Genomic DNA, 24924 nt, shown 5'->3' on the forward strand with positions numbered 1-24924 from the left:
GATCTCCCCCCTTGAGGGGGAGATGGCCGGCAGGCCAGAGGGGGGTGTTTCTCGCAAAACCCTCGACGAAGCCGCCGCCAAATCCCTGCTGCGTGAGGCGGGTCTCGCGGTGCCAGCCGGACGTCGCACGGCGACTGTTGCAGAAGCGATCGAGGCCGCCGACATGCTCGGCCACCCTGTCGCACTCAAGGCGCTCGGCGTTGCCCACAAGAGCGAGCTGGGCGCGGTGCGGCTCAACCTGAAGAATGCCGAGGACGTGGGATCGGCCGTCGCGGAACTGCTGCCGTTCGGTCACGGCCTCTATGTAGAGAAGATGGTCACAGGCGGCATTGGCGAGTTGATTGTCGGTGTCGTCAGCGATCCTCTGTTCGGGCCGGTCATGACGATTGGCACCGGCGGCGTGCTGGTCGAGTTGCTGAAGGACAGCGCGACGCTGCTCTTGCCGGCGCCGCGTTCCGAGATCGACGCAGCCCTGCGCGGCCTGAAAATGTTTCCGCTGCTCGACGGTTATCGCAGCAGGCCCAAGGCCGACCTCGACGCGGCAATCGAGGCGATAGTGGGCATCGCCGGCTTCGTTTCGACCCATGCCGAGGTGATCGAGGAACTCGACATCAATCCGCTGATCGTTTGCGGGCAAGGGCAAGGCGCGTGGATCGCCGATGCCTTGCTTGTTACTCGTGAAGCTTCGTAGGAGGGAAAAATGTCCGACGTCGTCAAAACCCGCCGCGAGGGCGTTATCCTCGAAGTCACGCTCGACCGGCCGAAGGCCAACGCCATCGACCTCAAGACCTCGCGGGAAATGGGCGAGGCCTTCAAGGCGTTTCGCGACGATCCCGCGTTGCGCGTCGCCATCGTAAAAACGGCCGGGGACAAATTCTTCTCGGCCGGCTGGGACCTCAAGGCCGCCGCAAATGGCGATGCGGTCGACGGCGATTATGGCGTCGGCGGTTTTGCCGGCCTGCAGGAACTGCGCGACCTCAACAAGCCGGTGATCGCCTGCGTCAACGGCATGGCTGTCGGCGGCGGCTTCGAACTGGCGCTGTCCTGCGACCTGATCTACGCCTCCGATCATTCGAGCTTCGCTTTGCCCGAGATCAAGGCCGGAACGCTGGCGGATGCTGCAACCATCAAGCTGCCCAAGCGCATTCCTTACCATGTCGCCATGGACCTTTTGCTTACTGGCCGCTGGATGGATGTCGCCGAGGCGCATAGCTGGGGGCTGGTCAACGAGGTGCTGCCGGCCGACAAGCTCGAGGATCGTGTCTGGGAGGTCGCGCGCCTGCTTGCCGGCGGTCCGCCGCTGGTGTTTGCCGCGATCAAGGAAGTGGCGCGCGCTGCCGAAGTCATGGGCTTCCAGGAGACGATGAATCGCATCACCAAGCGCCAGTTCCGCACGGTCGACGAACTTTATGCCTCGGATGACAACCTTGAGGGCTTTCGCGCGTTTGCCGAGAAGCGCGACCCGGTATGGAAGGGGAAGTGAGGTAAGGTTTGCTCCCATGACCGACTACGCCAAACTCATCGACGCCGAGACTTGGGCGTTCATCGAGCGGACCAATTCATATTATCCGCCCGACACGATCGATTACACCATCGCCCAGCAGCGCGAGATCTACGATCGCATGTGCCGCGAGTTTTTCGCTGGCTACCCAGAAGGGGTTGCGGCCGAGACGACGAGCGTCGCCACGTCGACGCACGACATTCCCATCCGCGTCTATCGGTTGGCCGGCAGGAAGCCGGCGGCCGTCGTGGTCTATTTCCATGGCGGAGGGTTCATCCTCGGCGGGCTCGACAGTCATGACGATGTCTGTGCCGAGTTGTGCGGTAGGACGGGCTTTGAAGTGGTTTCGGTCGACTATCGGTTGGCCCCGGAGCACCGCCATCCAGCAGCCTTCGACGATGTCCTGAAGGCCTTCGAATGGGCGACAGCCGTCTACGACCTGCCCATCGTGCTTGCCGGCGATAGTGCCGGCGGCAATCTGGCCTCCGCTGTCAGCCACGCCACGCGCGGCCATGTACGAAAGCCCATTGGCCAGGTGCTGATCTATCCCGGCCTCGGCGGCGACCAGTCGCGCGGCTCCTATGTCAAGCATGCCGAAGCGCCGATGCTGACGGTGCGCGACCTTCATTTCTACCAGGACGTCCGCACCGGCGGCGAAGACCGCACCGGCGACATCACCATGTCGCCGCTCGCCGACGGCGACTTCGCCAATCTGCCGCCGACGTTGATCGTCACCGCCGAATGCGACCCGCTGTCGTCGGACGGCGAGGCCTATGGCGAGCGTGTCGTCGCGGCTGAAGGTCAGGCGTTCTGGTGCGAGGAGCCGGGGCTGGTGCATGGCTATCTCCGCGCCCGCCACACGGTCGGCCGTGCCCGCGAAAGCTTCGCCAGGATCGTGGATGCGGTGGGGGTGCTGGGGCGAGGGGAATGGGTGTGGTGAGCTACTTCGACAGGCGTGCGCCGATGTCCATGCGCTGATGAGGAATGCGGACCACGTCGATGGTTTCGCCCATGGCACGATAGACGATGAAATGCGAGCCGATGCTCAGCTTGTGATAGCCGGACCTGATGTCCGCGAGTGAGCGACCCTTGCGACGGCCTGCGGCGAGCTCGGTGCATGAGCCATGTATCTGCAGGACATACTGGTCGGCTTGATCTGCGCTCCACGTTTCAGCGGTGTAGCGCCAGATCAGCTCGAGATCCGTTTCGGCTGCCGGAGAAAAGATCAGCCGCTTAGCGGCCATGGCCGGCACGCATCCGGCCCAAGAATTTCTCGATGTTCAGCGGCGCGGACGGGCCGCTTTCCTCGCCTTCGATGATGGCCGCGCGCAGCTGTGCCACCTGCAATTCGTGCTCTTCCAATAGCCGGAGCCCAGCGCGTACCACCTCGCTGGCCGAGCTGTAGCGGCCATCTTCAACCTGTCTCTCGACGAAATCCGAGAAGTGGTGGCCGAGGGAAATGGACGTGTTTTTGTTCATGGGGCAATAATACCAAAAATTGGTATTATTGCCCATAAGCTCAGTTCCCAGCACTTTCCATGCGCCGGCCCTTGATCGCCTTTTCCAGCCAGCCGATTTCCATTTCCGGCACCGACGACAAAAGCAGGTCCGTATAGGCATCGAAAGGCGGCTTCAGCACCTCGGATTTCGGCCCGTAGCGCACCACCTCGCCGCGATACATCACCGCGATGGAATCGGCGATCGACTTCACCGTTGCCAGATCATGGGTGATGAAGAGATAAGCGACGCCTTCCTCCGCCTGCAGGTCGAGCAAAAGCTTGAGGATACCGTTGGCGACCAGCGGGTCGAGCGCGCTCGTCACCTCATCGCAGATGATCAGCCTGGGCTTGGCGGCGAGCGCACGGGCAATACAGACGCGCTGCTTTTGCCCGCCTGAAAGCTCGGCTGGATAGCGGTCGGCAAAACCGCGCCCCATCTCGATCTTGTCGAGCAGTTCGGCGACACGTTTGTCGCGCTCGGAGCCCCTCATGCCGAAATAAAACTCCAGCGGCCGGCCGATGATGGTGCCCACCGTCTGGCGCGGGTTCATCGCGACGTCCGCCATCTGGTAGATCATCTGCAGCTCGCGCAGGTCGTCCTTGGTGCGATCGGCGAGGCGATTGGCGAGCGTGCGGCCGGCAAAGGTGATGCTGCCTTGCTCGGGCGGCAAAAGGCCGGTGATGGCGCGTGCCAGCGTCGATTTGCCGGAGCCGGATTCGCCGACAACGGCCAGCGTCTGGCCGGGCAGGATGTCGACCGAGGCGTTCTTCAACACCTTGATCTTGCCGCCGCCATAGGCGGCCGTGATGTTCCTCACCGACAAGAACGGGATAGCACCGGGCTGCTTTTCCTCGTGCTCGATCTCATGCACCGAAACCAGCGCACTGGTGTATTCTTGGCGCGGCTCCTTGATGATCTGGCGCGTTCCGCCCCATTCGACCAGCTTGCCGTGCCTCAGCACCATGATCTCGTCGGAGACCTGGGCAACCACGGCGAGGTCGTGGCTGATGTAGAGGGCGGCGACGCCGGTGTCGCGGATGGCGTCCTTGATCGCTGCCAGCACATCGATCTGGGTGGTCACGTCGAGCGCTGTCGTCGGCTCGTCGAAGACGATCAAATCGGGCTCTGAGCACAGCGCCATGGCCGTCATGGCGCGCTGGAGTTGACCACCCGAGACCTGATGGGGAAAACGCTTGCCGATGTTTTCGGGGTCGGGAAGGCTGAGCTTCTTGAACAGGGCCACCGCGCGCTTCTCCGCTTCGGCTCTGGTCGCCACGCCGTGCAGGATCGATGCTTCCACCACCTGGTCCATCAGCCGATGCGCGGGGTTGAAGGCGGCGGCCGCCGACTGCGCGACGTAGCAGACCTCGCGCCCACGAAGCGCGCGGATGCCTTGCGTGCTGCCCTTGCGGATGTCGCGGCCGTTGAGAATGATCTCGCCGCCTGTGATCTTCACCCCACCACGGCCATAGGCCATGGCCGACAGGCCGATGGTCGATTTGCCGGCACCAGATTCGCCAATCAGGCCAAGCACCTGGCCCTTCTTAAGCGACAGCGAGACATCGTGAACCAGCGTGATGGTGCGCGGGGCTTCGCCTGGCGGATAGACCTTGGCCTCGATCCTGAGGTTGCGGATGTCGAGCAAGGTCTCGGACCCGTTCGCAGGTGACTTAGCCATTGCCGCGCCCTCCCTTGAGATCGGTGGTGCGGTTGAGCACCCAGTCGGCGACGAGGTTGACGGAGATGGCGAGAATGGAAATCGCCGCCGCCGGGATCAGGGCTGCCGGAATGCCGAAGACGATGCCGTCCTTGTTTTCCTTGACCATGCCGCCCCAATCGGCATCCGGCGGCTGCACGCCGAGCCCAAGGAAAGAAAGCGCAGACAAAAACAGCACCGCATAGATGAAGCGCAGGCCGAGTTCGGACACCAGCGGCGACAGCGCGTTGGGCAGGATCTCGCGGAAGATGATCCAGCCCTTGCCTTCGCCGCGCAGCTTGGCCGCCTCGACGAAGTCCATGACGTTGATGTCGACGGCAACGGCGCGCGACAGTCGGTAGACGCGGGTCGAGTCGAGGATGCCCATGACCAGGATCAGCGTTACCAGCGTCGATGGCAGCACTGACAAAACGACGAGCGCGAAGATCAGCGTCGGGATCGCCATCAGCAGGTCGACGAAGCGCGACATGCCTGCGTCGAACCAGCCGCCGACGACGGCGGCGGTGAAGCCGAGGATCGCGCCGAGCGAGAAGGACAAGGCTGTCGCCAGCACGGCGATGAAGATCGTCGTGCGTGCGCCGTAGATCATGCGCGACAGTAGATCGCGGCCGAGATTGTCGGTGCCGAGCAGGAACTTGCTCGACATCGGCGCCCAGACATCGCCGACGATTTCGCCGAGGCCGTAAGGTGCAATCAACGGCGCGAAGATCGCCGCGATCAGGAAAAGCGTCGTCAGGATCAGGCCGATCCAGGCGGTGATGGGAATGCGTTTCAGATCAAGCATGACGCGCCCCTCATTTCGGATGCCTGAGGCGCGGATTGGCGATGATGGCGGCGATGTCGGCGATGATGTTGAGGCCGATATAGACCGCAGCGAAGATCAGCCCCACCGCCTGCACCACCGGCACATCGCGCTTGGCGACATGGTCGACAAGATATTGCCCCATGCCGGGATAGACAAAGATCACTTCGATGACGACGACGCCAACGATGAGGAAAGCGAGGTTGAGCATCACCACGTTGATGATCGGGGCGATCGCATTGGGGAAGGCATGCTTGCGGATGATGTTGAAGGGCGAAAGACCCTTGAGCTCTGCTGTCTCGATATAGGCCGACTGCATGACGTTGAGGATCGCCGCGCGCGTCATGCGCATCATGTGGGCGAGCACGACAAGCGTCAGTGCCGTTGCCGGCAGGGCGATCGCCTTCATGCGTTCGAGAAACGGCATGCCGTCATAGACGGTGGAGATGCCGGGAAAGATCTGCCACTTCACTGCGAAGAAATAGACGAGCAGATAGCCGACGAAGAATTCGGGCAGCGAAGTCGAGGCAAGTGCAAGGCCGGATATGGTCTTGTCGATCCAGCCATTGCGATAACGCACGGCAAGCAGGCCCAAGATGATGGCCAGCGGAATGGAAACGACCGCGGCCCAGAAGGCGAGGAACAGCGTGTTCCAGAGCCGTCCGCCGATGGCGTGCGCGATATCCTGCCGGCTCGACAGAGCGGTGCCGAGATCGCCGGTCAAAACGCCGCCGAGCCATCTGAAGTACCTGATATAGGCCGGGTCGTTGAGGCCAAGTTCCTGGCGCAGATTGGCGAGGGCCTGCGGCGTTGCCGACTGGCCGAGAATGGATTGGGCGACGTCGCCGGGCAGGATTTGCGTGCCGGCGAAAATCAGGACCGATACGGCCAGAAGCAGGAGCAGTCCCAGCGCAATGCGCTGGGCTATCAGTTTCAGGATTGGGTTGGACATGCGGACAACACCGTTGTCACGCGTTGAGCCAGCACTTGGACAGCGCGTAGCCGCCCATCATCTCCTGGTTGCCGTCGGGGACCCAGCCGCCGACCTTGGCGCTGGYGGCGTCGATGAAGTCGTTGAACATCGGCGTGATGACGCCGCCCTCGTCGCGCACGATCTGGCCCATGTCGGCGTAGATCTTCTTGCGCTTGTCATTGTCCAGCTCGGAGCGCGCCGCAAACAGCATCTTGTCGAAATCTTCGCGGAAGAAGCGGGTGTCGTTCCACTCGGCCTTGGAATAATAGGCGGTCGAATACATCTGGTCCTGCGTCGGCCGCCCGCCCCAATAGGAGGCCGAGAAGGGCTGCTTGTTCCACACTTCCGACCAGTAGCCGTCGCCGGGCTCGCGCTTGACCTCGAGCGTGATGCCAGCCTTGGCGGCGCTCTGCTGGTAAAGCTGAGCGGCGTCAACAGCACCAGGGAAGGCAACGTCCGAGGTGCGCAGCAGCACCGACCCGGAATGCCCTGACTTCTTGTAGTGGAACGCTGCCTTGTCGGGATCGTATTTGCGCTGCTCCATTTCGGTGAAAAGCGGATAGGCCTTGTTGATCGGCGTGTCGTTGCCGACCGAGCCGTAGCCCATCAGGATCTTCTGCAACATCTCCTCGCGGTCGAGCGCGTATTTCAGCGCGAGCCTGAGGTCGTTGTTGTCGAAGGGGGTGGTGTTGGTGTGGGCGATGAAGACGTAATGGCCACGGCCGGCGACGTTGCGGATGACGACGCCGGGCACGCGCTTGATCAGCTCGACGATCTTGGGCTCGACGCGATTGATGATATCGACCTGTCCGCCCTGCAGCGCTGACGTGCGCGCGGTCGCGTCATTGACGACGATGATTTCGATCTGGTCGGCGAAGCCGCGATCATCGCGCCAATAATTGGCGAACTTCTCGCCGCCGAGCCGCACGCCGGCTTCGTTGACGGTGATCTTGTAAGGGCCCGTGCCGATGCCCGCGTCCGGCTTGTCCTTGCCGCCATCGGGCTGGATCATCAGGTGATAGTCGTCGAGCAGGAAGGGCAGGTCGGCGTTGGCATCCTTCAGGGTGAAGACGACGTTCTGGCCGTCGGCCTTGACCGAGGCAATGCCGCCCATCAGGCCAAGCGCACCGGATTTCGCCTTTTCGTCGGAATGGCGTTCCATGGTCGCCACGACGTCGGCCGGGGTCATTTCCTTGCCATTGTGGAACTGCACGCCCTTGCGGATCTTGAAGGTCCAGACCTTGGCGTCGTCGGATGCGCCCCATTCTTCCGCCAGGGCCGGTTTCGGCTCGCCCTCAGGTGAAATCTGCACCAACTGCTCGGCCCACTGGCGGCCGAAGAAATAGGGGACCTGGCTCGACCATGATGCCGGGTCGAGGCTGTCGGTGGCAGCGCCACCTTGCATGCCGGCGCGCAGAATGCCGCCTTTGACGGGGCCTTCGGCCTTGGCGGCACTCGCCAGCAAGGAGTTTGCAAAGGTTGCCGCGACACCCAAGGCTGCAGCGCGGCCGAGGAAATCGCGGCGGCTCAACTTGCCGGCAGCAACGATACGGCTCAGGAATTCCAGTTCATTGGACAACGGAAGGCTCCTCACTCTGGCGGTCGTTATTGTTCGACTTCTGTCAGCAATATTGACCGTAACGTAAGGGCATCGGCAAGGCCGAATGCGACATGATGTGGCGCAATCGGCATGTCGTATCTGGGCCAACGGCCCGCGGCATCAGATGTGGTTGCGCGGAATGATTTCGTCGAAATCGCGCTGGAAAATCAGTTTCTCGCCTTCATAGGCTTCGATCCGGCCGGTGAGGTGGAAATTTTGCCCATCCGAGCGCATGGCGGTGAATGCTTCGGTCCTGATCGCCCAGTCGTTTCTGGACAAAGTCTGCGTCCAGTGGGTTTCGCCATGGGCCGAAAGCGGGCTTTTCGAGTCGATGGTCCAGAGCTCGCGGGCGATTTCGCCGATGACCAGGCCGTGGTCCATGTCACGGATTTCGCCGAAGTCGTCGACGATGCGCAGGCTGACTGTGTCTTTCGCGTCGTCGCGCTCGACCGTGCGGTTGTTCGAACTTTCGCGCAGTGTTTCGACCTGCCAGGGCGTCGCCCCTTCCGGCTCGGCGAAGCTCCATTCGTCGGCGCTGCTCGACGGACGTACCGGCAGGTCGACGGCGCCTTCATGCAGCGTGAGCGTCACCTCTTCCGGCGACGGCCAGACCAGCGGCCAATAGGTTGACGACACGGCCACCCGCAGTTTGTTGCCGGGTGCCACACGGTAAGCGATGTCGTCGAGATTGAAGACAATCTCCATCGTCTCGCCGGGGACAAGGTCCTCGGGGAATTCATGACCGTTGCGATGGCAGAGGTTGAGCACACCATAGGTGATGCGGGTCGACGCACCGCCCGGCTGAACGTCGCACAGGCGCACCGCCACCATGCCATGCCGGCGGTTTGCCGAAAGCTTGAGTCTGATGACCGGGCCGCCGACGATATCAAGCGGGGCGTCGAGCGGGGTGCTGTCGAAGCAGGCCGATTTGGCGTCGTCGACGCGCTGGTCGCCTGGCAATTCAGGCCCGAGCCAGATGGCGCAATATTCGCCCCCCGCCATGCCGCAATCCTGCGGTGAGTTGATCTCGACGGGTTTTCCGAGACCAGCGGCTTCGGCCAATCGGCCGTTCGTGCCGAACGTGAGGCGCTTGCTGGCAATGTTGGCGGAAGGCCATTGCTGCTCGGCGATCCAGCGACCCTGGCGTTCGAGATACCAGTCGCGCGGGGGTTCGGAATCCATGACGTAGAGCCGCATTGCCGGGTCGCTTTCGACGCCGTTTTCGATGCCTTTCAGCCAGCGGTCCCACCAGCGCAGGGCTTCCTGCAGGAAGCCGATGGCTGGCTTGGGTACGGCGAAATGCGGGTATTTGTGGACCCACGGCCCAACGATGCCCTTGACCGGCGCCTGTACGCCCTCGACCAGCCGCGACACCGTATTCTTGTAGGCGTCGCCCCAGCCGCCGACTGCCAGCACGGCAGCCTTGATCGCCGGAAAATCTTCGCAGACCGAGCCGCGTTTCCAATAGGCGTCGCGGGTCTGGTGCTTGAGCCAGAGCGCAGGCAGGAACGGCTCATTTTCGAGTCGGTCGAGCCACATGTCGCGCCATTTGTCGCCAACCAGGGCCGGGTCTGGCGGCCGCGACGAATAAGACAGCATGGTCGCGCCCCAGCCCATGTTCTCGTTGAGCAGAAGGCCGCCCTTGTAGTGGATGTCGTCGGCGTAGCGGTCGTCGGTCGAGCACAAGGTGATGACCGCCTTCAGTGCCGGCGGCTGCTTGGCCGCCACCTGCAGGCCGTTGAAGCCGCCCCAGGAAATACCCATCATGCCGGCGTTGCCGTTGCACCAGGGCTGGGCCGCTGCCCAGGCGATCACGTTGCAGGCGTCCTGCCACTCCTGCTCGGAATATTCGTCCTCCATCAGCCCTTCGGAATCACCATTGCCGCGCATGTCGACACGAATGCAGGCATAGCCGTGGCCGGCGAAATAAGGGTGGGTGAGGTTGTCGCGCGCCGTGGTGCCGTCGCGCTTGCGGTAGGGCAGATGCTCGATGATGACCGGCACCGGGTCCTGGTCGGCATCAGCGGGCATCCACACCCGCGCCGACAGGCGGCAGCCATCGGGCATAACGATGCCCATGTCGGGAAACTCGACGATGTCGCGCGGGAATTCGGTGATGGTTTTCATGCTTGGCTCCTGCGCCATCAGTAGGGCGCAGGCTGGCCGAAGCAAGAGCAACACGTGGGCCAGCGAACGGAATTCACTGGCCAGTTCGCGTCAATTCAGCGGAATGTCGTTGTCGATTTTGCCGGCCTGATAGGCGCCTGACATCTCGTCATAGCGCGCCGAGATTTTTGCGATGCGATCCTCCAGCCGCTTGCGGTCGGGCTCGGGAAGTTCGCGTACGAGCTTGCGCAGCGAATAGCTCTTCCAATAGGCATTTTCAGCGTTGTAGCCGCCCGGCTCCAGCGTGAAGACCTCTTTGAGGATCTTCAAATCATGCGGGATGGCAAAGCTGTCGCGCGAATCCTCGTGGCTGAAGAGATAGTAGAAATTGTCGAAGCCGGCCCAGGTGATGGCCGACAGGCACAGCGAGCAAGGCTCATGCGTCGACAAGAAGATGCAGTCCTTGGTCTCGGGCCGGTTGTCCCTAGGCATTTCGTAGAAGCGCTTCAGGCAGTGCATCTCGCCATGCCAGAGCGGGTTTTCGATCTCGTTGTTGGTCTCGGCCAGCACCAGCGAGCGGTCGCTCTTGTTGAGCAGTGCAGCGCCAAACAGCTTGTTGCCCTTGGCCACGCCTTGCGCCGTCTTGGGTACGATGTCGTCTTCGATGACGTCGAACAGGCGCTCGATCAGGGAAAGCTCGGCCATGATGTCAAAACCCTTCGGGCAGGACGATTTCGTAAGGATGCGAGAAGTGGAACTCCTCGAGATTGGAGCCTGCGCCGCCGCGGTCGACAACGACGAAATCCTGGTTCTCGCCGATCGGCGTCAGCACCCCGTGCCACAGATTGCGCGGGTAATTCACGCCCTGTCCGGGCGAGGTGATGAAGGCATGCGGCTCGCCCGGGCCGTCGCCGATGTCGTGACAAACGACAACCAGATAGGGCCGTGGCGTAAGCGGAATGAAGGCCTGGCTGCCGAACGGATGACGCTCGACCATGGAGAGCTTCAGCGGGAATGGATAGGGCGTGCCCTTGAAGATGTTGATGATGACATGGCCATCCGGCCCTGACGCCTCGGCGCGAGCGAGCGCGTGATAGCGCTCGCATTTGCCTGAATTGATCGGGTAGTGGCTGTCGCAGTTGGTGTCGATCACCTCGCCGAATTCGGCGAAGTTCTCCCGCGTCAGCGGCTTGGCCACGATCCGCTTCATTTCACCCGACATGGCGGACCCTCAGCGGCGGCGCGTGGCGTTGAAGGCGCCGAGTTGCATGTGGCGGTTGACGTCCTTGTAGAGCAGGTAGCGGAACTTGCCGGGGCCACCGGCATAGCAGGCCTGCGGGCAGAAGGCGCGTAGCCACATGAAGTCACCGGCTTCGACCTCGACCCAGTCGTTGTTCAGCCGGTACACTGCCTTGCCTTCCAAGACATAGAGACCATGCTCCATGACGTGGGTTTCCGGGAAGGGGATGATGCCGCCCGGTTCGAAGGTCACCACCGTGACATGCATGTCGTGGCGCAGGTCGTTGGGGTCGACAAAGCGGGTGGTCGCCCACCTGCCGTCCGTGTCCGGCATGGCGTTCGGCTCGATTTCATTGTCATTCAGGAACAACGGATCGGGCGCATCGAGGCCGTCGACATATTCATAAGCCTTGCGGATCCAGTGGAAGCGCGCGGTCTCGGTGCCGGCATTGCGCATCGTCCAGCCGCTCGCCGGCGGCAGGTAGGCGTAGCCGCCCGGCGTCAGCACATGGCTCTTGCCTGATATCGTTACGGTCACTTCGCCTTCGACGACGAAGAACACACCCTCAGCACCAACATCCGGTTCCGGCCGCTCGCTGCCGCCGCCGGGCTGAACTTCCATGATGTATTGCGAGAAGGTCTCGGCAAATCCCGACAGGGGACGTGCGATGACCCACAGCCGCGTGCCGTCCCAATGCGGCAGGAAGCTGGTGACGATGTCCGAGAACTCGCGCTTGGGGATCACCGCATAGGCTTCGGTGAAGACGGCGCGGTCGGTGATCAGGTCGGTCTGAGGCGGCAAGCCGCCTTTCGGAGCGTAGTAGGAGCGGTTTGCCATGTTCTCTTAGCTTGGAAGGAGGTCGTGAAGTCGATACCAGGCGATGCGTTCCACCTGCTTGCAGGCAGTGGGGAATTCCTGGTCGCGGTTGTTGGCGATGCGGGTCTCGAACGCCTTCAATATGCTTGCCTTGTCGTTATCGCGCACCGCGATGATGAAGGGGAAGCCGAACTTCTCGACATAGGCGGTGTTGAGTTCGGTGAAACGGGCGCGCTCGGCGTCGGTCAGCGCGTCGAGGCCGGCGGACGCCTGCTCTTTGGTCGATTCTTCCGTCAGGCGCTTGGCCTGGGCCAGTTTGCCGGCAAGGTCGGGGTGGGCGGTCAAAACGCTGAGGCGCTCAGCTTCGCTTGCCGAGCGGAAAGGGCGGCACAGCGCGTTGTGCAGGCCGCCAGCACTGTCATGGGCCGGTCCGAGCTCCAGTTCGAAAGCGCGTTCGGCGATCCAAGGCGAATGCTCGAAGATTGAGCCGAAGCGCTGGACGAATTCGTCGCGCGCCATGCGCGAGGGGCGCAGCGCCTGCGGCTGGTAGGGATGATGCTCCTGCCAGTGCGCGGCGATGTCCTGGCGGCKGGCCAGCCAGACCCTGTCGTGGTCCTGCACATATTGGATGAAACGGCGCAGTGCTTCGGCGCGGCCCGGACGGCCGACGAGGCGGCAGTGCAGGCCGATGCTCATCATGCGCGGCCGGCCGGCGGCACCCTCGCGATAGAGCGTGTCGAAGCTGTCCTTGAGATAGGCGTAGAACTGGTCGCCCGAATTGAACCCTTGGGCTGTGGCAAAACGCATGTCGTTGGCGTCGAGCGTGTAGGGGATGACAAGCTGCGGTGCGATCGCGTTGCCGTGGCCGTCATGGTCGAGCCAGTAGGGCAGCTCGTCGTCATAGGTATCGGAAATCCACTCGAAGCCGCCTTCGGCAGCGGCGAGGCGAACCGAATAGACCGAAGTGCGGCCGAGATAGAGGCCCTTGGGCCGTTCGCCGACGACTTCAGTGTGCAGGCGAATCGCTTCGAGGAGATCGGCGCGCTCGACGGCTTCGTCGTGGTCGCGGTAGTCGATCCAGCGCAGGCCGTGCGAAGCGATTTCCCAATCGGCGTCCTGCATCGCCGCGACATGATCGGGGGAACGTGCAAGGGCGGTTGCCACGCCATAAACGGTAACAGGGACCTTGGCCTCGGTGAACATGCGATGCAGCCGCCAGAAGCCGGCGCGGGCGCCATATTCGTAGATCGATTCCATGTTCCAGTGGCGCTTGCCTGGCCAGGGAGCAGCGCCCATGACTTCGGACAAGAACGCCTCGGAGGCGGCGTCGCCGTGGAGAATGTTGTTTTCGCCGCCCTCTTCGTAGTTGACCACGAACTGCACGCAGACATTCGCATTGCCTGGCCACTGCGGGTGGGGTGGATTGGCGCCGTAGCCGCGCATATCTCTTACGTAACGCATGGTCCCTCGAAATTCGGTCTCTTGCCGGGCACTTGAGCAGAATAGCGAAAGGAGCGGCAGACATTCCCTCGAAAAAATTTGAAAGTCTTTTTGTAGTGCTCTGCTCGACCACACCTTATGCAATGGCCTTAAATGGCGCAAAATCTACTGTGATGGCGCGTATCGCCAATAGGGAGAGCGAATGACAAAGGCCGAAGGCGGACGCCTTACCACTCATGTCCTTGATACTGCCACCGGAAAGCCTGCCGAGGGGCTGTCGATTTCGCTGTTTCGAATCGAAGGCGATGCGCGGACCCTGCTCAAGAAAGTCGCCACCAATGCCGACGGACGTTGCGACGCGCCGCTACTGATCGGCGATGAATTCCTGACCGGTGAATATGAACTGGTCTTCGCGGCCGGCGATTATCTGCGCGGGCTTGGCACCGATCTGCCCAAGCCGGCCTTCCTCGACATCGTGCCGATCCGCTTTGGCATGGCCGAGCGCACCCATTATCACGTGCCGCTGTTGATCTCGCCCTTCGGCTATTCCACCTATAGGGGGAGCTGAGCCATGGCGACGGTCAAGACACGCAACGAGATCCGCTTCATCCTCAATGGCGAGGATGTGGCGCTGGGCAATATTGCGCCCTCCGAGACACTGCTCGACTATCTCCGACTGAAACGCACGCTGCGCGGCACCAAGGAAGGCTGCGCTGAAGGCGACTGCGGCGCCTGCACGGTGCTGGTCGGCCGGCTCTCCGGCGGCAAGCTCGTCTACGAGAGCGTCAATGCCTGCATCCGCTTCATGGGCTCGCTCGACGGCTGCCATGTCGTGACGGTCGAGCACCTGCGCGGCGAAAACGGCAATCTGCATCCGGTGCAGCAGGCAATGGTCGACTTCCACGGCTCGCAATGCGGCTTCTGCACGCCGGGCTTCGTCATGTCGCTTTACGGCCTGTGGATGAAATCACCGGAGCCGTCGGACGCCGAAATCGAAAAGGCGCTGCAGGGCAATTTGTGCCGCTGCACCGGCTACGAAGCGATCATGCGCGCCGCACGTGCCATTTCCGACTACGGCAAGGTCGCCAAGGACCCGCTTTTGGCCGAACGCAAGGCGATCACCACACGCCTTGAGGCCCTCAAGGACGGCACCCGCGTCGAGATCGGCGAAGGCAAGTCGCGTCTTGTCGTGCCGGCCGATGTCGACGACCTCGCCGCCGTACTGGACAAGGAGCCGGGTGCGACCATCGTCGCTGGCTCGACCGACGTCGGCCTGTGGGTCACCAAGCATATGCGCGAGATCGCGCCGGCCGTGTTCATCGCCAATATCGATGGCCTGCATGGCATGTCGGAGGACAAGGGCGTCATTACGATCGGCGCCGGCGTCACCTACACCGAAGCCTTCGCCATGCTGTCGAAGCGCATCCCGGCACTTGGGCCGCTGTTCGACCGCCTCGGCGGCGAGCAGGTGCGTAACATGGGCACCATCGGCGGCAATATCGCCAACGGCTCGCCGATCGGCGACACGCCGCCGCCGCTGATCGCGCTTGGCGCGACGCTGACGCTGCGCAAGGGCAAGACGCGGCGGACCATTTCGCTGCAGGATTTCTTCATCGCCTATGGCAAGCAGGACCGTGCGGCCGGCGAGTTCGTCGAGGCCGTGCATGTGCCGGTGCCGGAAAAGGGCGAAAAGTTCGCCGTCTACAAGGTGACCAAGCGCCGTGACGAGGATATCACCGCCACGCTCGGCGCGTTCTGGCTGAAGCTTGCCAAGGACGGAACTGTGGCTGAGCTGCGCATCGCTTATGGTGGCATGGCCGCGACACCAAAGCGCGCTTCGGCGGTCGAGGCGGCGCTTGTCGGCAGGCCGTGGACCGAAGTGACGGTCGAGGCCGCGATGGCGAAATATGCCGAAGCCTTCACGCCGCTGACCGACATGCGTGCCACCGCCGAATATCGTGCGCTGGCGGCAAGGAACCTGCTGCTGCGCTTCTACATGGAAACGACCGGCACCAAGGCGCCGCTGCAAGTATCGAGATACGAGGCTGCGTGAGATGACCGAGCACACTCCAAACCTCAAGGCCGCGAAAATCACTGGCGGTGTCGCCACCGACCAGCGCCACGATTCCGCGCACAAGCATGTCGCCGGTACCGCCGTCTACATCGACGACATGCCCGAGCCGGCGGGCACGCTGCACATCGGCCTTGGCCTGTCGAATGTCGCGCATGGCACGCTGAAGAACGTCGAACTTTCGGCCGTGCGGTCCGCGCCCGGCGTGGTCGACGTTCTGACCTATGCCGATGTACCCGGTGAGAACGATGTCTCGCCAAGCGGCATGCATGACGACCCGGTCTTTGCCCAGGGCAAGGTGCAGTTCCATGGCCAGCCGATCTTCGCTGTCATTGCCGAAACGCGCGAGCAGGCTCGCCGCGCGGCGCGGCTCGCCAAGATCGAATATGAAGAACTGCCCGCGATCATCAGTATCTGGGATCTCGATACTGAGAAGGACAAGCAGGTTGCGAGCCCGCTGACGTTGACGCGTGGCGACGCTGCAGCTGCCATCGCTGCGGCACCCCGTCGAGTGAAGGGGCGCATGAAGCTCGGCGGCCAGGACCATTTCTATCTCGAAGGCCAGATTTCGCTGGCGGTGCCCGGTGAAGACGACGAGGTAACGGTCTATTGCTCAACGCAAGGCCCTAGCGAAACCCAGCATCTGGTCGCCCACGTGCTCGGCGTTCCGAGCCATGCCGTGACAGTCGAAGTGCGCCGCATGGGGGGCGGTTTTGGCGGTAAGGAAACTCAGGCCAACCAATGCGCGGCCATCGCCGCCATCGCGGCCAAGAAGCACAAGCGCGCCGTCAAGATCAGGCTCGACCGCGACGAGGACATGACCGCCACCGGCAAGCGGCATGATTTCGCCATCGACTACGAGGTCGGCTTCGACGACGAGGGCAACATCCTTGGCGTCGACTACATGTTCGCGCTGAATGCCGGTTTTTCCGCCGACCTTTCCGGGCCGGTCGGCGACCGTGCGCTATTTCACTGCGACAACACCTATTTCTACCCGAACGTTCACGCCAAGTCGGCGCCGCTCTACACCAACACCGTGTCCAACACGGCGTTCCGTGGCTTCGGCGGCCCGCAGGGCATGGTCGGTGCCGAGCGCGTCATCGACGAGGTTGCCTTTGCCGTTGGCAAGGACTCGCTCGAAATCCGCAAGCTGAATTTCTACGACCCGATGGGCGCGCCGGGTGAACGCAACCTCACGCCCTATCACCAGAAGGTCGAAGACAACATCATCCACCGCATCGTGGCTGAGCTCGAGGAAAGCGCCGACTATGCCGGGCGCCGGCGCGAGATCGCGGCCTTCAACGCCAACAGCCGCTTCATCAAGCGCGGCATGGCGCTGACGCCGGTGAAATTCGGCATCTCGTTCACCAAGACCGAGTCCAACCAGGCCGGCGCGCTGGTCCATGTCTATGCCGACGGTTCGGTGCACATGAACCATGGCGGCACCGAGATGGGGCAGGGCCTGCATCTCAAGGTGGCGCAGGTGGTGGCCGAGGAATTCCAGATCGACCTCGATCGGGTCAAGATCACGGCTACGACCACCGCCAAGGTTCCTAACACGGCACCGACGGCGGCTTCTTCGGGTGCCGACCTCAACGGCATGGCGGCACAGGACGCAGCGCGGCAGATCCGCAAGCGGCTGACCGACTTCGCCGCCGAGAAGTATCAGGTGCCGACCGACCAGGTGGTGTTCTTGCCCAACCGGGTGCGCATCGGCAACCAGGAGGTCAGCTTCAACGATCTCGTCAAGCAGGCCTATCTCAACCGCATCCAGCTTTCGGCTGCCGGTTTCTACAAGACGCCTAAGATCCACTGGGACCGCAGTAAGGGTCGTGGCCATGCTTTCTACTATTTTGCCTATGGCGCAGCCTGCTCGGAGGTGTCGGTCGACACGCTGACCGGCGAATATGTGGTCGAGCGTGCCGACATCCTGCACGACACCGGGCGTTCGCTGAACCGGGCCATCGACATCGGCCAGGTCGAGGGCGGCTTCATCCAGGGAATGGGTTGGCTGACGACGGAAGAGCTGTGGTGGGACGGCAAAGGGCGGCTGCGCACGCATGCGCCGTCGACTTACAAGATCCCGCTGGCGTCCGACCGGCCGAAGATCTTCAATGTGGCGCTGACCGACTGGTCCGAAGCCTACGAGCCGACGATCCATCGCTCGAAGGCCGTGGGCGAGCCGCCTCTGCCGCATGGCATGTCGGTGCTTCATGCGCTGTCGGACGCGGTGGCGAGCGTTGCCGATCACAAGATCTGTCCGCGTCTCGATGCGCCGGCAACACCCGAGCGCGTGCTGATGGCGATCGAGCGGCTCAGGGCCGAGGCGGCCCCAAAAAAGTGAGCGCGACGGCCAAGAGCCTCAGGGCATTTCTCGGCGCGGCGCCTTCGGTGGCGCTGGTCGAGGTGGCCGAGGCCAAAGGCTCGACGCCACGCGAAAAGGGCGCGTGGATGCTGGTGTCGCCGCAGCGCATCTTCGGCACTATTGGCGGCGGCCAGCTGGAATTCATGGCGATCGACGCGGCTCGGGCGATGCTCAGTGCTGCCCCCCACCCTTACCCTCTCCCCGTGGACGACGGGGAGAGGGGGGCATCGACGTTGGCGCCAGCCCCCTTCTCCCCGTTTACGGGGAGAAGGTCCCGGCAGGGGGATGAGGGGCTACTCGACGGCGCCGACCAGAACATTACTCTCGATATCCCGCTCGGCCCCGAGATCGGCCAGTGCTGCGGCGGGCGTGTCGAGATCGCCATCAGAAACGTCGACGAAGCAATGCGCGCCGACCTGCTTGCCACAGCCGAGGTCTCGGACGCTGCACGGCCGCATGTCTATGTCTTTGGCGGCGGCCATGTCGGCCATGCGCTGGCTTCGGCCTTTTCGTTTTTGCCGATCAATGTCGTGGTCGTGGAAACCCGCGCCGACGCGCTCGAAGGCATGCCCGACACCGTCGTCACGCGGCTCACGCCAATGCCTGAGGAGATGGTGCGCGAGGCGCCTGAGGGTGCAGCCTTTGTCGTGCTGACTCATGACCACGCGCTCGATTTCCTGATCGTCGGCGAAGCCTTGAAGCGCGAAGACGCGGCTTATGTCGGCATGATCGGTTCGAAGACCAAGAAGGCGACGTTCAGGAGCTGGTTCCTGAAGACCGCAGGCGGCAGCGAGGGTGGCTATGCCCGGCTCGTCTGCCCGATCGGCGGCGACGCCGTGAAAGACAAGCGTCCCGCCGTGATTGCGGCACTTGCCGCTGCCGAGATCATGACCGCGCTGGTGTCCAGCGCGGCCTGATGCAGTTCAGCGCTTAGGCGTTTTCCTGGATGTGCGCCTCAAGGAACCAGAGCGACTTGTCGAGCGCCCTGGAATAGGCGGTGAAGATGTCTGCGGTGTCGGCGTCGCCTGCTTCGCCGGCCTCATCGATCGCCTGACGTACTGTCTTTGCCACTTCGGCATAGCGGTCGATCAGCGCTTCAATGTGGTCCCTGGTCTTGAAGATGTCGGTCGGATAGGCCTTCACCTTACTTGCGTCCGCCACCACCTGGGTGGTGCCAAGCGCCGTGCCGCCAAGTTGCACGGCGCGCTCGGCTATGGTGTCGACATGGGTGTCGAGCTCGGCGCGGAACCCGTCCAGCATCTCATGGATGGCGATGAACTGCGGACCCTTGACGTTCCAGTGTGCCTGCTTGGTGAGCAGTGCCAGGTCGATCGCATCAGCGAGGCGTGCGTTGAGGAGTTCGATCGAAACCTTCTTGGCGTTGGACTTGAGATCGTTGCGCGTCGGGTGAGATGTCATCGGCTACTCCTTGATCGGATGTTCGCGCCGCCCATCAAGAACCGGCGGCGCATGCAGGCTACAACAGCCAGACGACATTATCCGTTCCGATCTGCCGGCTGCGTCAAGGTGTCATCCAGTGGCTGCATTGCGCGCCACGACCGCCAGATAGGCTGCCTGCAGCTCGGCGCGAACCGGAATGCGCCCGGCTTTGGCGGGCAGGGGCGCGGCCAGATGCTCCGCGCGCAGCTCTTCCATGAAGCGGTCCCACATTTCGGGCCCGCCCTTTTCCAGCAACTCGGCGCGGATGCTGAGTTCTTCGCTGACAGGCAGCCATTTGCGGCCCCAGGCGCCGATCTGCGCGAACACCGGCAATAGTTCGATCGCCATCTCGGTCAGGCTGTAAATCGCCTTTTGCTTGTGGCTGGGGTCGTCCGCCTTGGTGATCAACCCATCGTCAAGCAGGCGCTTCAGCCGGTCGGCGAGGATGTTGGAGGCGATGCCCTCCTGGGACTGGGTCAGCAATTCGCGGAAATGGCGGCGGTTGCCGAACATCATGTCGCGCAGGACGATCAGGCTCCATTTGTCGCCGACGACCTCAAGGGTGAGGTTGATCGGACAGCCCGACCGGTGAGTCTGGTTCATGCAAATGTCTCCAAAAAACCAGTTGCAATATAAAATCAGTTTGCATAATGTACAACTGGTTAGTTTACGCAACCAGTTGCAATATGGTTCGCAGCCTTTCCGATGGAGTGAGAAATGACCGCAATGGCAGCAGTTCACACCAGTTTCAGCATCGACCGACTTTACGCCGCATCGCCGGCGGAAGTTTTCGCCGCCTTTTCCAATGCCGAGCGCAAACGCCGCTGGTTCGCCGAGGGCGAAGGCTGGCAGGTCGACGAATTTTCAGTTGATTTTCGCGTTGGCGGCTTTGAACGCAGCCGGTTCCGCTTCCAGGGCGGCCCCGAGATTTCCAACGACACGACCTATCTCGACATCGTCACCGACCAACGCATCGTCATCGCCTATGTCATGGCACTTGCCGGCGCGCGTTTTTCCGCTTCGCTCGCTACCATCGAGTTCAAGCCTGAAGGCAGCGGCACAAGGCTATTCTATACCGAGCAGGATTCGTTCCTCGACGGGCAGGACGGCTCCGCTGACCGTGAGACCGGCTGCAGGGAACTGCTCGAAACCCTGGCTGCCGAAGTCGAGAAGGTCCCGACCGTAGCGTAGCCGACGACGAAATGACCATTCTGGGAGGCCATTATGCCCATGTCTGCAGGATTGGACCGGCGCAGTATGATGAAAGGCGCGGCACTGTCGGCAGCCCTGTTGGCGCCGAAAAGCGTCGGCGCTCAGGCACCGGAGATTTCGACCAGCACTTCAACGATAGGGAGCACGGCGATGAGCACGGGAAATTTCGCACCTGACCGGCTCGAGCGGATGCGCAAGGTCATGGCCGGCCATGTCGACCGTGGCGATGTGCCGGGGCTCGTCTGGGCGGTCAGCCGCAATGGCGAAACCCATGTCGAGGCGGCGGGCAAGCTTGCGCTCGACGGTGCAGCGCCGATGCGGCGCGACAGCATCTTCCGCATTGCGTCGCTGACCAAGCCGGTCACCGCAACCGCCGCGATGGTTCTGGTCGAAGAAAGCCGCCTCAGGCTCGACGATCCTGTCGACAAATGGCTGCCGGAACTGGCGAACCGCAAAGTGCTGAAAGCGATCGACGGTTCGCTCACCGACACAGTGCCCGCCAGCCGCCCGATCACGCTGCGCGATCTGCTCACCCTGCGCTTCGGGCTCGGCGCCATCATGGTCTACCCGATCCGCTATCCCGTTCAGCACGCCATGGAAGAAGCTGATGTGGCCCCCAGCGCCGATACCTTCAGCGGCTCGCCCGACGATTACATGAAGCGCATCGGCAGCCTGCCGCTCATCCACCAGCCCGGCGAAGGTTGGCTCTACCACACCAGTCTCGACGTTGCCGGCGTGCTGATCTCGCGTGCCGCCGGTCAGCCGCTGTCGGTGTTCATGCAGGAGCGCATCTTCGGGCCGCTCGGCATGAAGGATACCGGGTTTTCCGTGCCGGCCGACAAGGTCGACCGGCTTGCCACCGCCTATTCCAGGGACTTCCAGACCGGCAAGCTCGGCGTGCACGATGAAGCCAAGGGCGGCTTGTTTGCCAAGCCCGCGACCTTCGAATCAGGCGCGGGCGGGCTGGTCTCGACCGCCGACGACTACCTCGCCTTCCAGCGGATGATGCTCGGCAAGGGCAAGCTCGGCAACGAGCGTATCCTGTCGCGCGCCTCGGTCGAGCTGATGACCATGGATCACCTGACACCGGAGCAGAAGGCTGGTGCGAAGATGTTCTTCAACGACAGCACCAGTTGGGGGCTCGGCATGGCGGTCGCCATCCGGCGCGACGATCTGTGGCTCACGCCGGGTCGTTTCGGCTGGGATGGCGGCTACGGAACGTCTGCTTACGCTGATCCCACCGAGGGACTTGCAGGTGTGCTTCTGACCCAGCGCATGATGGATTCACCCCAAGCGCCGAAGCACTTCGTCGACTTCTGGACCTCCGCCTACCAGGCCATAGAGGGGTGAGGCGCAAGCCTCACTTCCTCGCCGGCCTCACTTGCCGGCCAGAATGTCCTTGATCAGCTTGTGGCAGCGCTCCGCCATGAAGTCGAGCAGCAGCCGGACCTTCGGGTCCTGCAGCTTCTTGTGAGGATAGACGGCGGCAAACTGCACCGGGGTCGGCGGTGTCTGCGCCAGGATGATCTTCAGCCGCTGGTCGCGGATGAAGGGCTCGACCTCGAAGCGCGGCTTGTTGATGATACCGCGCCCGCTCAGCGCCCAGCCGGTCAGCACGTCGCCGTCGTCCGAATCAAACGGTCCGTGGACCTCGAATTTTGTCGGCCCTGCGGGGGTCTCCAGCGTCCAGAAATATTCTCGCGAGCCGGGATATCGCAGCATCAGGCAATCGTGCTTCTTGCCGATCAGATCGCTGGGACTTTCCGGTTCGCCGCGCTTTTCGAGATATTTGGGTGCCGCAACGAGCACACGCTCGCACTCCAGGATGCCGCGCATCCTGAGGCTCGAATCCTCGATCAGGCCGAGCCTGAAGGCGACGTCGATGCCTTCCTTGAGGATATCGACATTGTGGTCCGAAAGCCTGAGCCTGACCTCGATATCGGGGTATTTGTCGTGGAATTCGGGGATGCCGGAGGCGACGAGCCTACGGCCAAGCCCGAGTGGGGCAGTGACGCGGATGGTGCCGCGCGGCTGGCCGGAAAGCGCTGAAACCGCAGCTTCCGCCTCGGTGATGGCTTCCAACACCTGCTTGGCGYCGGAATAAAACACGTTGCCATGCTCGGTCGCCATCAGCTGCCGAGTGGTACGGTTGAACAGCCGCACGCCCAAGTGCTTTTCCAACTCCTTGATGCGGTTGGAAGCGACTGCCGGGGAAATGCGCATATCGCGACCCGCGGCAGAAAGATTGCCGAGTTCCACGACGCGAACGAAGACGGCGATGTTGTCGAGATAAGCCATGCGTGCCGAGGGTTCCCTAGCCGGCTTATGCCGTGCCGCGATACGGTAGTATTTTCCAGATTTTTTTGAAAGTCATCGCGAATCCTTTCACTTCCCCAATGCATGGGGCATCGTAAGATCGCTGCTGGTGCGGAAAAGGGACGGCGGATGTACGACTTGGCGTTTTTTATGGAATGGGCGAGCTTCGCCGTGCGGTGGCTGCATGTCATCACCGCCATGGCCTGGATCGGCTCGTCCTTCTACTTCATCGCGCTGGACCTTGGACTGAGGAAGCATGCCGGCCTGCCTGTCGGCGCCCATGGCGAGGAGTGGCAGGTCCACGGCGGCGGCTTCTACCACATCCAGAAATACCTGGTGGCGCCGGCCCAGATGCCGGAGCATCTGACCTGGTTCAAATGGGAATCCTACGCCACCTGGCTGTCGGGCTTCGCGCTGCTCTGCCTCGTCTACTATGGCGGCGCCGAACTTTTTTTGATCGACCGCAACGTGCTCGACGTCTCGGCACCGGTCGCCATCGGCATCTCGCTCGCTTCGATCGGTCTTGGCTGGGTGATCTACGACCAGCTTTGCAAGTCGAAGCTCGGCGACCACGACACGCTGTTGATGATCATCCTCTATGCCATCGTGGTGTTCATGAGCTGGGGCTACACGCAGCTGTTCACTGGGCGCGCCGCCTTCCTGCATCTCGGCGCGTTCACCGCGACCATCATGTCGGCCAACGTCTTCATCACCATCATTCCCAACCAGAAGATCGTCGTCGCCGACCTGATTGCCGGCCGCAAGCCGGACCCGAAATACGGCAAGATCGCCAAGACGCGTTCGACCCACAATAATTACCTGACGCTGCCCGTCGTGTTCCTGATGCTGTCGAACCACTATCCTCTGGCATTCGGCACAGAGTTCAACTGGGTCATCGCCGCGCTGATCTTCATCATCGGCGTGCTGATCCGCCACTACTTCAACACGATCCACAAGCGCGCGGGCAACCCGCACTGGACCTGGTTCGTCGCCGGCTTGCTGTTCATCGTCATCATGTGGCTGTCGACGGTGCCGAAGGTGCTGACCGGCGAGGACAAGAATGCCTCGGTCACGACAGCGCCCTTCGTCGCCTCGGCCCAGTTCCCGAAGGTACGCGACACGGTACTTGGCCGCTGCGCCATGTGCCACGCCAACGAGCCGTCCTATGAAGGCATCTACCACGCGCCCAAGGGCGTGATGCTGGAGACCGACAACGCGATTGCCCAGCATGCCCGCGAGATCTATCTCCAGGCTGGCCGCAGCCATGCCATGCCGCCCGGCAACGTCACCCAGATCACGCCGGAAGAGCGCGCATTGCTGGTTTCCTGGTACGAACAGGCTCGCAAGTAGCGAGCGGAATACGACACGCAGATTGAAGGTTCTGGGCGCCTCTTCTGCGCGTCCCCATTGACGCGCGGTGATCCAACCGCGATTTCGCTGCGTCGGAAAAAGCTTGTAGAGTTCAATCATGACCACAACACTTCTTCGCGGCCGTACATTGTCCTTCCTGCGCTGGCCCGACAGCGCCGACGATCATGCCTCCTATGTCTACGAGGAAGACGGCGCGGTGCTGATGCGCGACGGCAAGATCGCTGCCGTTGGCGCCTATACCCAGGTTGCGGCCCAGGCTGGCAGTGGCGTTGCGGTCGTCGATCATCGCCCACATCTCATCTTGCCTGGCTTCATCGATGCGCATGTCCACATCCCGCAGATGCAGATCATCGCGGCTTACGGCGCCGAGCTGCTGGAGTGGCTGAACAAGTACACTTTCCCCGAGGAAACACGGTTCATCGACGCCCAGCATGGCCGCCGCATCGCGCGCCTG

General features: G+C 62.6%; 25 protein-coding genes. 11 read left to right on the forward strand and 14 right to left on the reverse strand.

The window, feature by feature from the left end; all coding sequences use genetic code 11:
• From AC1DWF_RS18105 to AC1DWF_RS18115, 3 genes are all read left to right on the forward strand, one after another.
• Window positions 1–691: acetate--CoA ligase family protein (locus AC1DWF_RS18105; RefSeq protein WP_476841899.1), on the forward strand; the 691-nt coding region annotated here is incomplete at its 5' end.
• Between the two features lie 9 nt (window positions 692–700).
• Entirely contained in the window at window positions 701–1483 is a 783-nt protein-coding gene (locus AC1DWF_RS18110) for a carnitinyl-CoA dehydratase (protein ID WP_476784362.1), read from the forward strand.
• 16 nt (window positions 1484–1499) lie between these two features.
• The gene (locus AC1DWF_RS18115) at window positions 1500–2441 is read left to right on the forward strand and encodes an alpha/beta hydrolase (RefSeq protein ID WP_476784361.1); all 942 of its coding nucleotides are present in this window, start codon (window positions 1500–1502) and stop codon (window positions 2439–2441) included.
• Between the two features lies 1 nt (window position 2442).
• Here the strand turns inward: AC1DWF_RS18115 and AC1DWF_RS18120 are convergent, their stop codons facing one another.
• The 11 genes from AC1DWF_RS18120 to puuE form a co-directional block, all read right to left on the reverse strand.
• The gene (locus AC1DWF_RS18120; protein WP_476784360.1) at window positions 2443–2745 is read right to left on the reverse strand and encodes a type II toxin-antitoxin system RelE/ParE family toxin; all 303 of its coding nucleotides are present in this window, start codon (window positions 2743–2745) and stop codon (window positions 2443–2445) included.
• Entirely contained in the window at window positions 2735–2980 is a 246-nt protein-coding gene (locus AC1DWF_RS18125) for a type II toxin-antitoxin system ParD family antitoxin (protein ID WP_476784363.1), read from the reverse strand. The genes AC1DWF_RS18120 and AC1DWF_RS18125 overlap by 11 nt, the downstream gene beginning before the upstream one ends.
• 40 nt (window positions 2981–3020) lie before the next feature.
• Window positions 3021–4679, reverse strand: coding sequence for an ABC transporter ATP-binding protein (locus AC1DWF_RS18130; protein ID WP_476784359.1), 1659 nt, complete (start codon window positions 4677–4679; stop codon window positions 3021–3023).
• Window positions 4672–5502 (reverse strand): ABC transporter permease, encoded by an 831-nt coding sequence (locus AC1DWF_RS18135; protein WP_476789019.1) that lies wholly within the window; start codon window positions 5500–5502, stop codon window positions 4672–4674. Before AC1DWF_RS18135 ends, AC1DWF_RS18130 begins: the two co-directional genes overlap by 8 nt.
• Window positions 5503–5512: 10 nt before the next feature.
• Window positions 5513–6472: an ABC transporter permease gene (locus AC1DWF_RS18140; RefSeq protein WP_476789020.1), complete on the reverse strand. Its 960-nt coding sequence runs from the start codon at window positions 6470–6472 to the stop codon at window positions 5513–5515.
• A gap of 16 nt (window positions 6473–6488) precedes the next feature.
• Window positions 6489–8072 (reverse strand): ABC transporter substrate-binding protein, encoded by a 1584-nt coding sequence (locus tag AC1DWF_RS18145; RefSeq protein ID WP_476841900.1) that lies wholly within the window; start codon window positions 8070–8072, stop codon window positions 6489–6491.
• Between the two features lie 141 nt (window positions 8073–8213).
• The gene (locus AC1DWF_RS18150; RefSeq protein ID WP_476789021.1) at window positions 8214–10220 is read right to left on the reverse strand and encodes a CocE/NonD family hydrolase; all 2007 of its coding nucleotides are present in this window, start codon (window positions 10218–10220) and stop codon (window positions 8214–8216) included.
• A gap of 90 nt (window positions 10221–10310) precedes the next feature.
• On the reverse strand, window positions 10311–10904 hold the full coding sequence (locus AC1DWF_RS18155) for a nucleoside deaminase (RefSeq protein WP_476789022.1): 594 nt from the start codon (window positions 10902–10904) through the stop codon (window positions 10311–10313).
• 4 nt (window positions 10905–10908) lie between these two features.
• A complete protein-coding gene (locus AC1DWF_RS18160) occupies window positions 10909–11409 on the reverse strand; it encodes an ureidoglycolate lyase (RefSeq protein WP_476789032.1) in 501 nt (166 codons plus the stop codon).
• A gap of 21 nt (window positions 11410–11430) precedes the next feature.
• A complete protein-coding gene (locus tag AC1DWF_RS18165; protein WP_476784706.1) occupies window positions 11431–12276 on the reverse strand; it encodes a bifunctional allantoicase/(S)-ureidoglycine aminohydrolase in 846 nt (281 codons plus the stop codon).
• 6 nt (window positions 12277–12282) lie between these two features.
• On the reverse strand, window positions 12283–13716 hold the full coding sequence (gene puuE / locus AC1DWF_RS18170; protein ID WP_476841901.1) for an allantoinase PuuE: 1434 nt from the start codon (window positions 13714–13716) through the stop codon (window positions 12283–12285).
• A 181-nt stretch (window positions 13717–13897) separates the two neighbouring features.
• Here puuE and uraH point away from each other — a divergent pair, with 181 nt between their 5' ends.
• The 4 genes from uraH to xdhC are packed head-to-tail and all read left to right on the forward strand — an operon-like array spanning window position 13898 to window position 19048.
• Window positions 13898–14263 (forward strand): hydroxyisourate hydrolase, encoded by a 366-nt coding sequence (gene uraH / locus AC1DWF_RS18175; RefSeq protein ID WP_476784704.1) that lies wholly within the window; start codon window positions 13898–13900, stop codon window positions 14261–14263.
• A gap of 3 nt (window positions 14264–14266) precedes the next feature.
• Window positions 14267–15748, forward strand: a complete 1482-nt coding sequence (gene xdhA, locus AC1DWF_RS18180; protein ID WP_476789023.1) for a xanthine dehydrogenase small subunit — start codon at window positions 14267–14269, stop codon at window positions 15746–15748.
• 1 nt (window position 15749) lies between these two features.
• The gene (gene xdhB, locus AC1DWF_RS18185; protein WP_476789024.1) at window positions 15750–18110 is read left to right on the forward strand and encodes a xanthine dehydrogenase molybdopterin binding subunit; all 2361 of its coding nucleotides are present in this window, start codon (window positions 15750–15752) and stop codon (window positions 18108–18110) included.
• Window positions 18107–19048, forward strand: coding sequence for a xanthine dehydrogenase accessory protein XdhC (gene xdhC / locus AC1DWF_RS18190; RefSeq protein WP_476789025.1), 942 nt, complete (start codon window positions 18107–18109; stop codon window positions 19046–19048). Before xdhB ends, xdhC begins: the two co-directional genes overlap by 4 nt.
• A 13-nt stretch (window positions 19049–19061) precedes the next feature.
• Here xdhC and dps read toward each other — a convergent pair whose 3' ends face one another.
• Both dps and AC1DWF_RS18200 read right to left on the reverse strand, forming a co-directional pair.
• Complete coding sequence (dps, locus tag AC1DWF_RS18195; RefSeq protein ID WP_476782863.1) at window positions 19062–19550, reverse strand: DNA starvation/stationary phase protection protein Dps; 489 nt, start codon at window positions 19548–19550, stop codon at window positions 19062–19064.
• A gap of 111 nt (window positions 19551–19661) precedes the next feature.
• Window positions 19662–20174: a winged helix-turn-helix transcriptional regulator gene (locus AC1DWF_RS18200; RefSeq protein ID WP_476782864.1), complete on the reverse strand. Its 513-nt coding sequence runs from the start codon at window positions 20172–20174 to the stop codon at window positions 19662–19664.
• A gap of 114 nt (window positions 20175–20288) precedes the next feature.
• On the opposite strand from AC1DWF_RS18200, the gene AC1DWF_RS18205 reads away from it, so the two are divergent.
• Window positions 20289–20762, forward strand: a complete 474-nt coding sequence (locus AC1DWF_RS18205) for an SRPBCC family protein (protein ID WP_476782865.1) — start codon at window positions 20289–20291, stop codon at window positions 20760–20762.
• Between the two features lie 171 nt (window positions 20763–20933).
• Window positions 20934–22133, forward strand: coding sequence for a serine hydrolase domain-containing protein (locus tag AC1DWF_RS18210; RefSeq protein ID WP_476804330.1), 1200 nt, complete (start codon window positions 20934–20936; stop codon window positions 22131–22133).
• A gap of 27 nt (window positions 22134–22160) precedes the next feature.
• Here AC1DWF_RS18210 and AC1DWF_RS18215 read toward each other — a convergent pair whose 3' ends face one another.
• Entirely contained in the window at window positions 22161–23081 is a 921-nt protein-coding gene (locus AC1DWF_RS18215) for a LysR family transcriptional regulator (protein ID WP_476841902.1), read from the reverse strand.
• A gap of 147 nt (window positions 23082–23228) precedes the next feature.
• On the opposite strand from AC1DWF_RS18215, the gene AC1DWF_RS18220 reads away from it, so the two are divergent.
• Together AC1DWF_RS18220 and AC1DWF_RS18225 are read left to right on the forward strand one after the other, a co-directional pair.
• The gene (locus AC1DWF_RS18220) at window positions 23229–24449 is read left to right on the forward strand and encodes a urate hydroxylase PuuD (protein WP_476782868.1); all 1221 of its coding nucleotides are present in this window, start codon (window positions 23229–23231) and stop codon (window positions 24447–24449) included.
• A gap of 118 nt (window positions 24450–24567) precedes the next feature.
• On the forward strand, window positions 24568–24924 hold a 357-nt coding region (locus tag AC1DWF_RS18225; protein WP_476841903.1), incomplete at its 3' end, for an imidazolonepropionase-like domain-containing protein.

The sequence above is a fragment of the Aminobacter sp. P4_D5 genome (assembly GCF_056401815.1).

Excerpts from the sequence above, each read along its gene's own strand:
- AC1DWF_RS18155 (WP_476789022.1), bottom strand. The coding sequence starts at position 10,904 with ATGGCCGAGCTTTCCCTGATCGAGCGCCTGTTCGACGTCATCGAAGAC.
- AC1DWF_RS18200 (WP_476782864.1), bottom strand. The coding sequence starts at position 20,174 with ATGAACCAGACTCACCGGTCGGGCTGTCCGATCAACCTCACCCTTGAG.
- AC1DWF_RS18115 (WP_476784361.1), top strand. The coding sequence starts at position 1,500 with ATGACCGACTACGCCAAACTCATCGACGCCGAGACTTGGGCGTTCATC.
- AC1DWF_RS18135 (WP_476789019.1), bottom strand. The coding sequence starts at position 5,502 with ATGCTTGATCTGAAACGCATTCCCATCACCGCCTGGATCGGCCTGATC.
- AC1DWF_RS18210 (WP_476804330.1), top strand. The coding sequence starts at position 20,934 with ATGAGCACGGGAAATTTCGCACCTGACCGGCTCGAGCGGATGCGCAAG.
- AC1DWF_RS18130 (WP_476784359.1), bottom strand. The coding sequence starts at position 4,679 with ATGGCTAAGTCACCTGCGAACGGGTCCGAGACCTTGCTCGACATCCGC.
- AC1DWF_RS18110 (WP_476784362.1), top strand. The coding sequence starts at position 701 with ATGTCCGACGTCGTCAAAACCCGCCGCGAGGGCGTTATCCTCGAAGTC.
- AC1DWF_RS18165 (WP_476784706.1), bottom strand. The coding sequence starts at position 12,276 with ATGGCAAACCGCTCCTACTACGCTCCGAAAGGCGGCTTGCCGCCTCAG.
- AC1DWF_RS18220 (WP_476782868.1), top strand. The coding sequence starts at position 23,229 with ATGTACGACTTGGCGTTTTTTATGGAATGGGCGAGCTTCGCCGTGCGG.
- uraH (WP_476784704.1), top strand. The coding sequence starts at position 13,898 with ATGACAAAGGCCGAAGGCGGACGCCTTACCACTCATGTCCTTGATACT.
- dps (WP_476782863.1), bottom strand. The coding sequence starts at position 19,550 with ATGACATCTCACCCGACGCGCAACGATCTCAAGTCCAACGCCAAGAAG.
- AC1DWF_RS18150 (WP_476789021.1), bottom strand. The coding sequence starts at position 10,220 with ATGAAAACCATCACCGAATTCCCGCGCGACATCGTCGAGTTTCCCGAC.
- AC1DWF_RS18125 (WP_476784363.1), bottom strand. The coding sequence starts at position 2,980 with ATGAACAAAAACACGTCCATTTCCCTCGGCCACCACTTCTCGGATTTC.
- xdhB (WP_476789024.1), top strand. The coding sequence starts at position 15,750 with ATGACCGAGCACACTCCAAACCTCAAGGCCGCGAAAATCACTGGCGGT.
- AC1DWF_RS18160 (WP_476789032.1), bottom strand. The coding sequence starts at position 11,409 with ATGAAGCGGATCGTGGCCAAGCCGCTGACGCGGGAGAACTTCGCCGAA.
- AC1DWF_RS18140 (WP_476789020.1), bottom strand. The coding sequence starts at position 6,472 with ATGTCCAACCCAATCCTGAAACTGATAGCCCAGCGCATTGCGCTGGGA.
- AC1DWF_RS18120 (WP_476784360.1), bottom strand. The coding sequence starts at position 2,745 with ATGGCCGCTAAGCGGCTGATCTTTTCTCCGGCAGCCGAAACGGATCTC.
- AC1DWF_RS18205 (WP_476782865.1), top strand. The coding sequence starts at position 20,289 with ATGACCGCAATGGCAGCAGTTCACACCAGTTTCAGCATCGACCGACTT.
- xdhA (WP_476789023.1), top strand. The coding sequence starts at position 14,267 with ATGGCGACGGTCAAGACACGCAACGAGATCCGCTTCATCCTCAATGGC.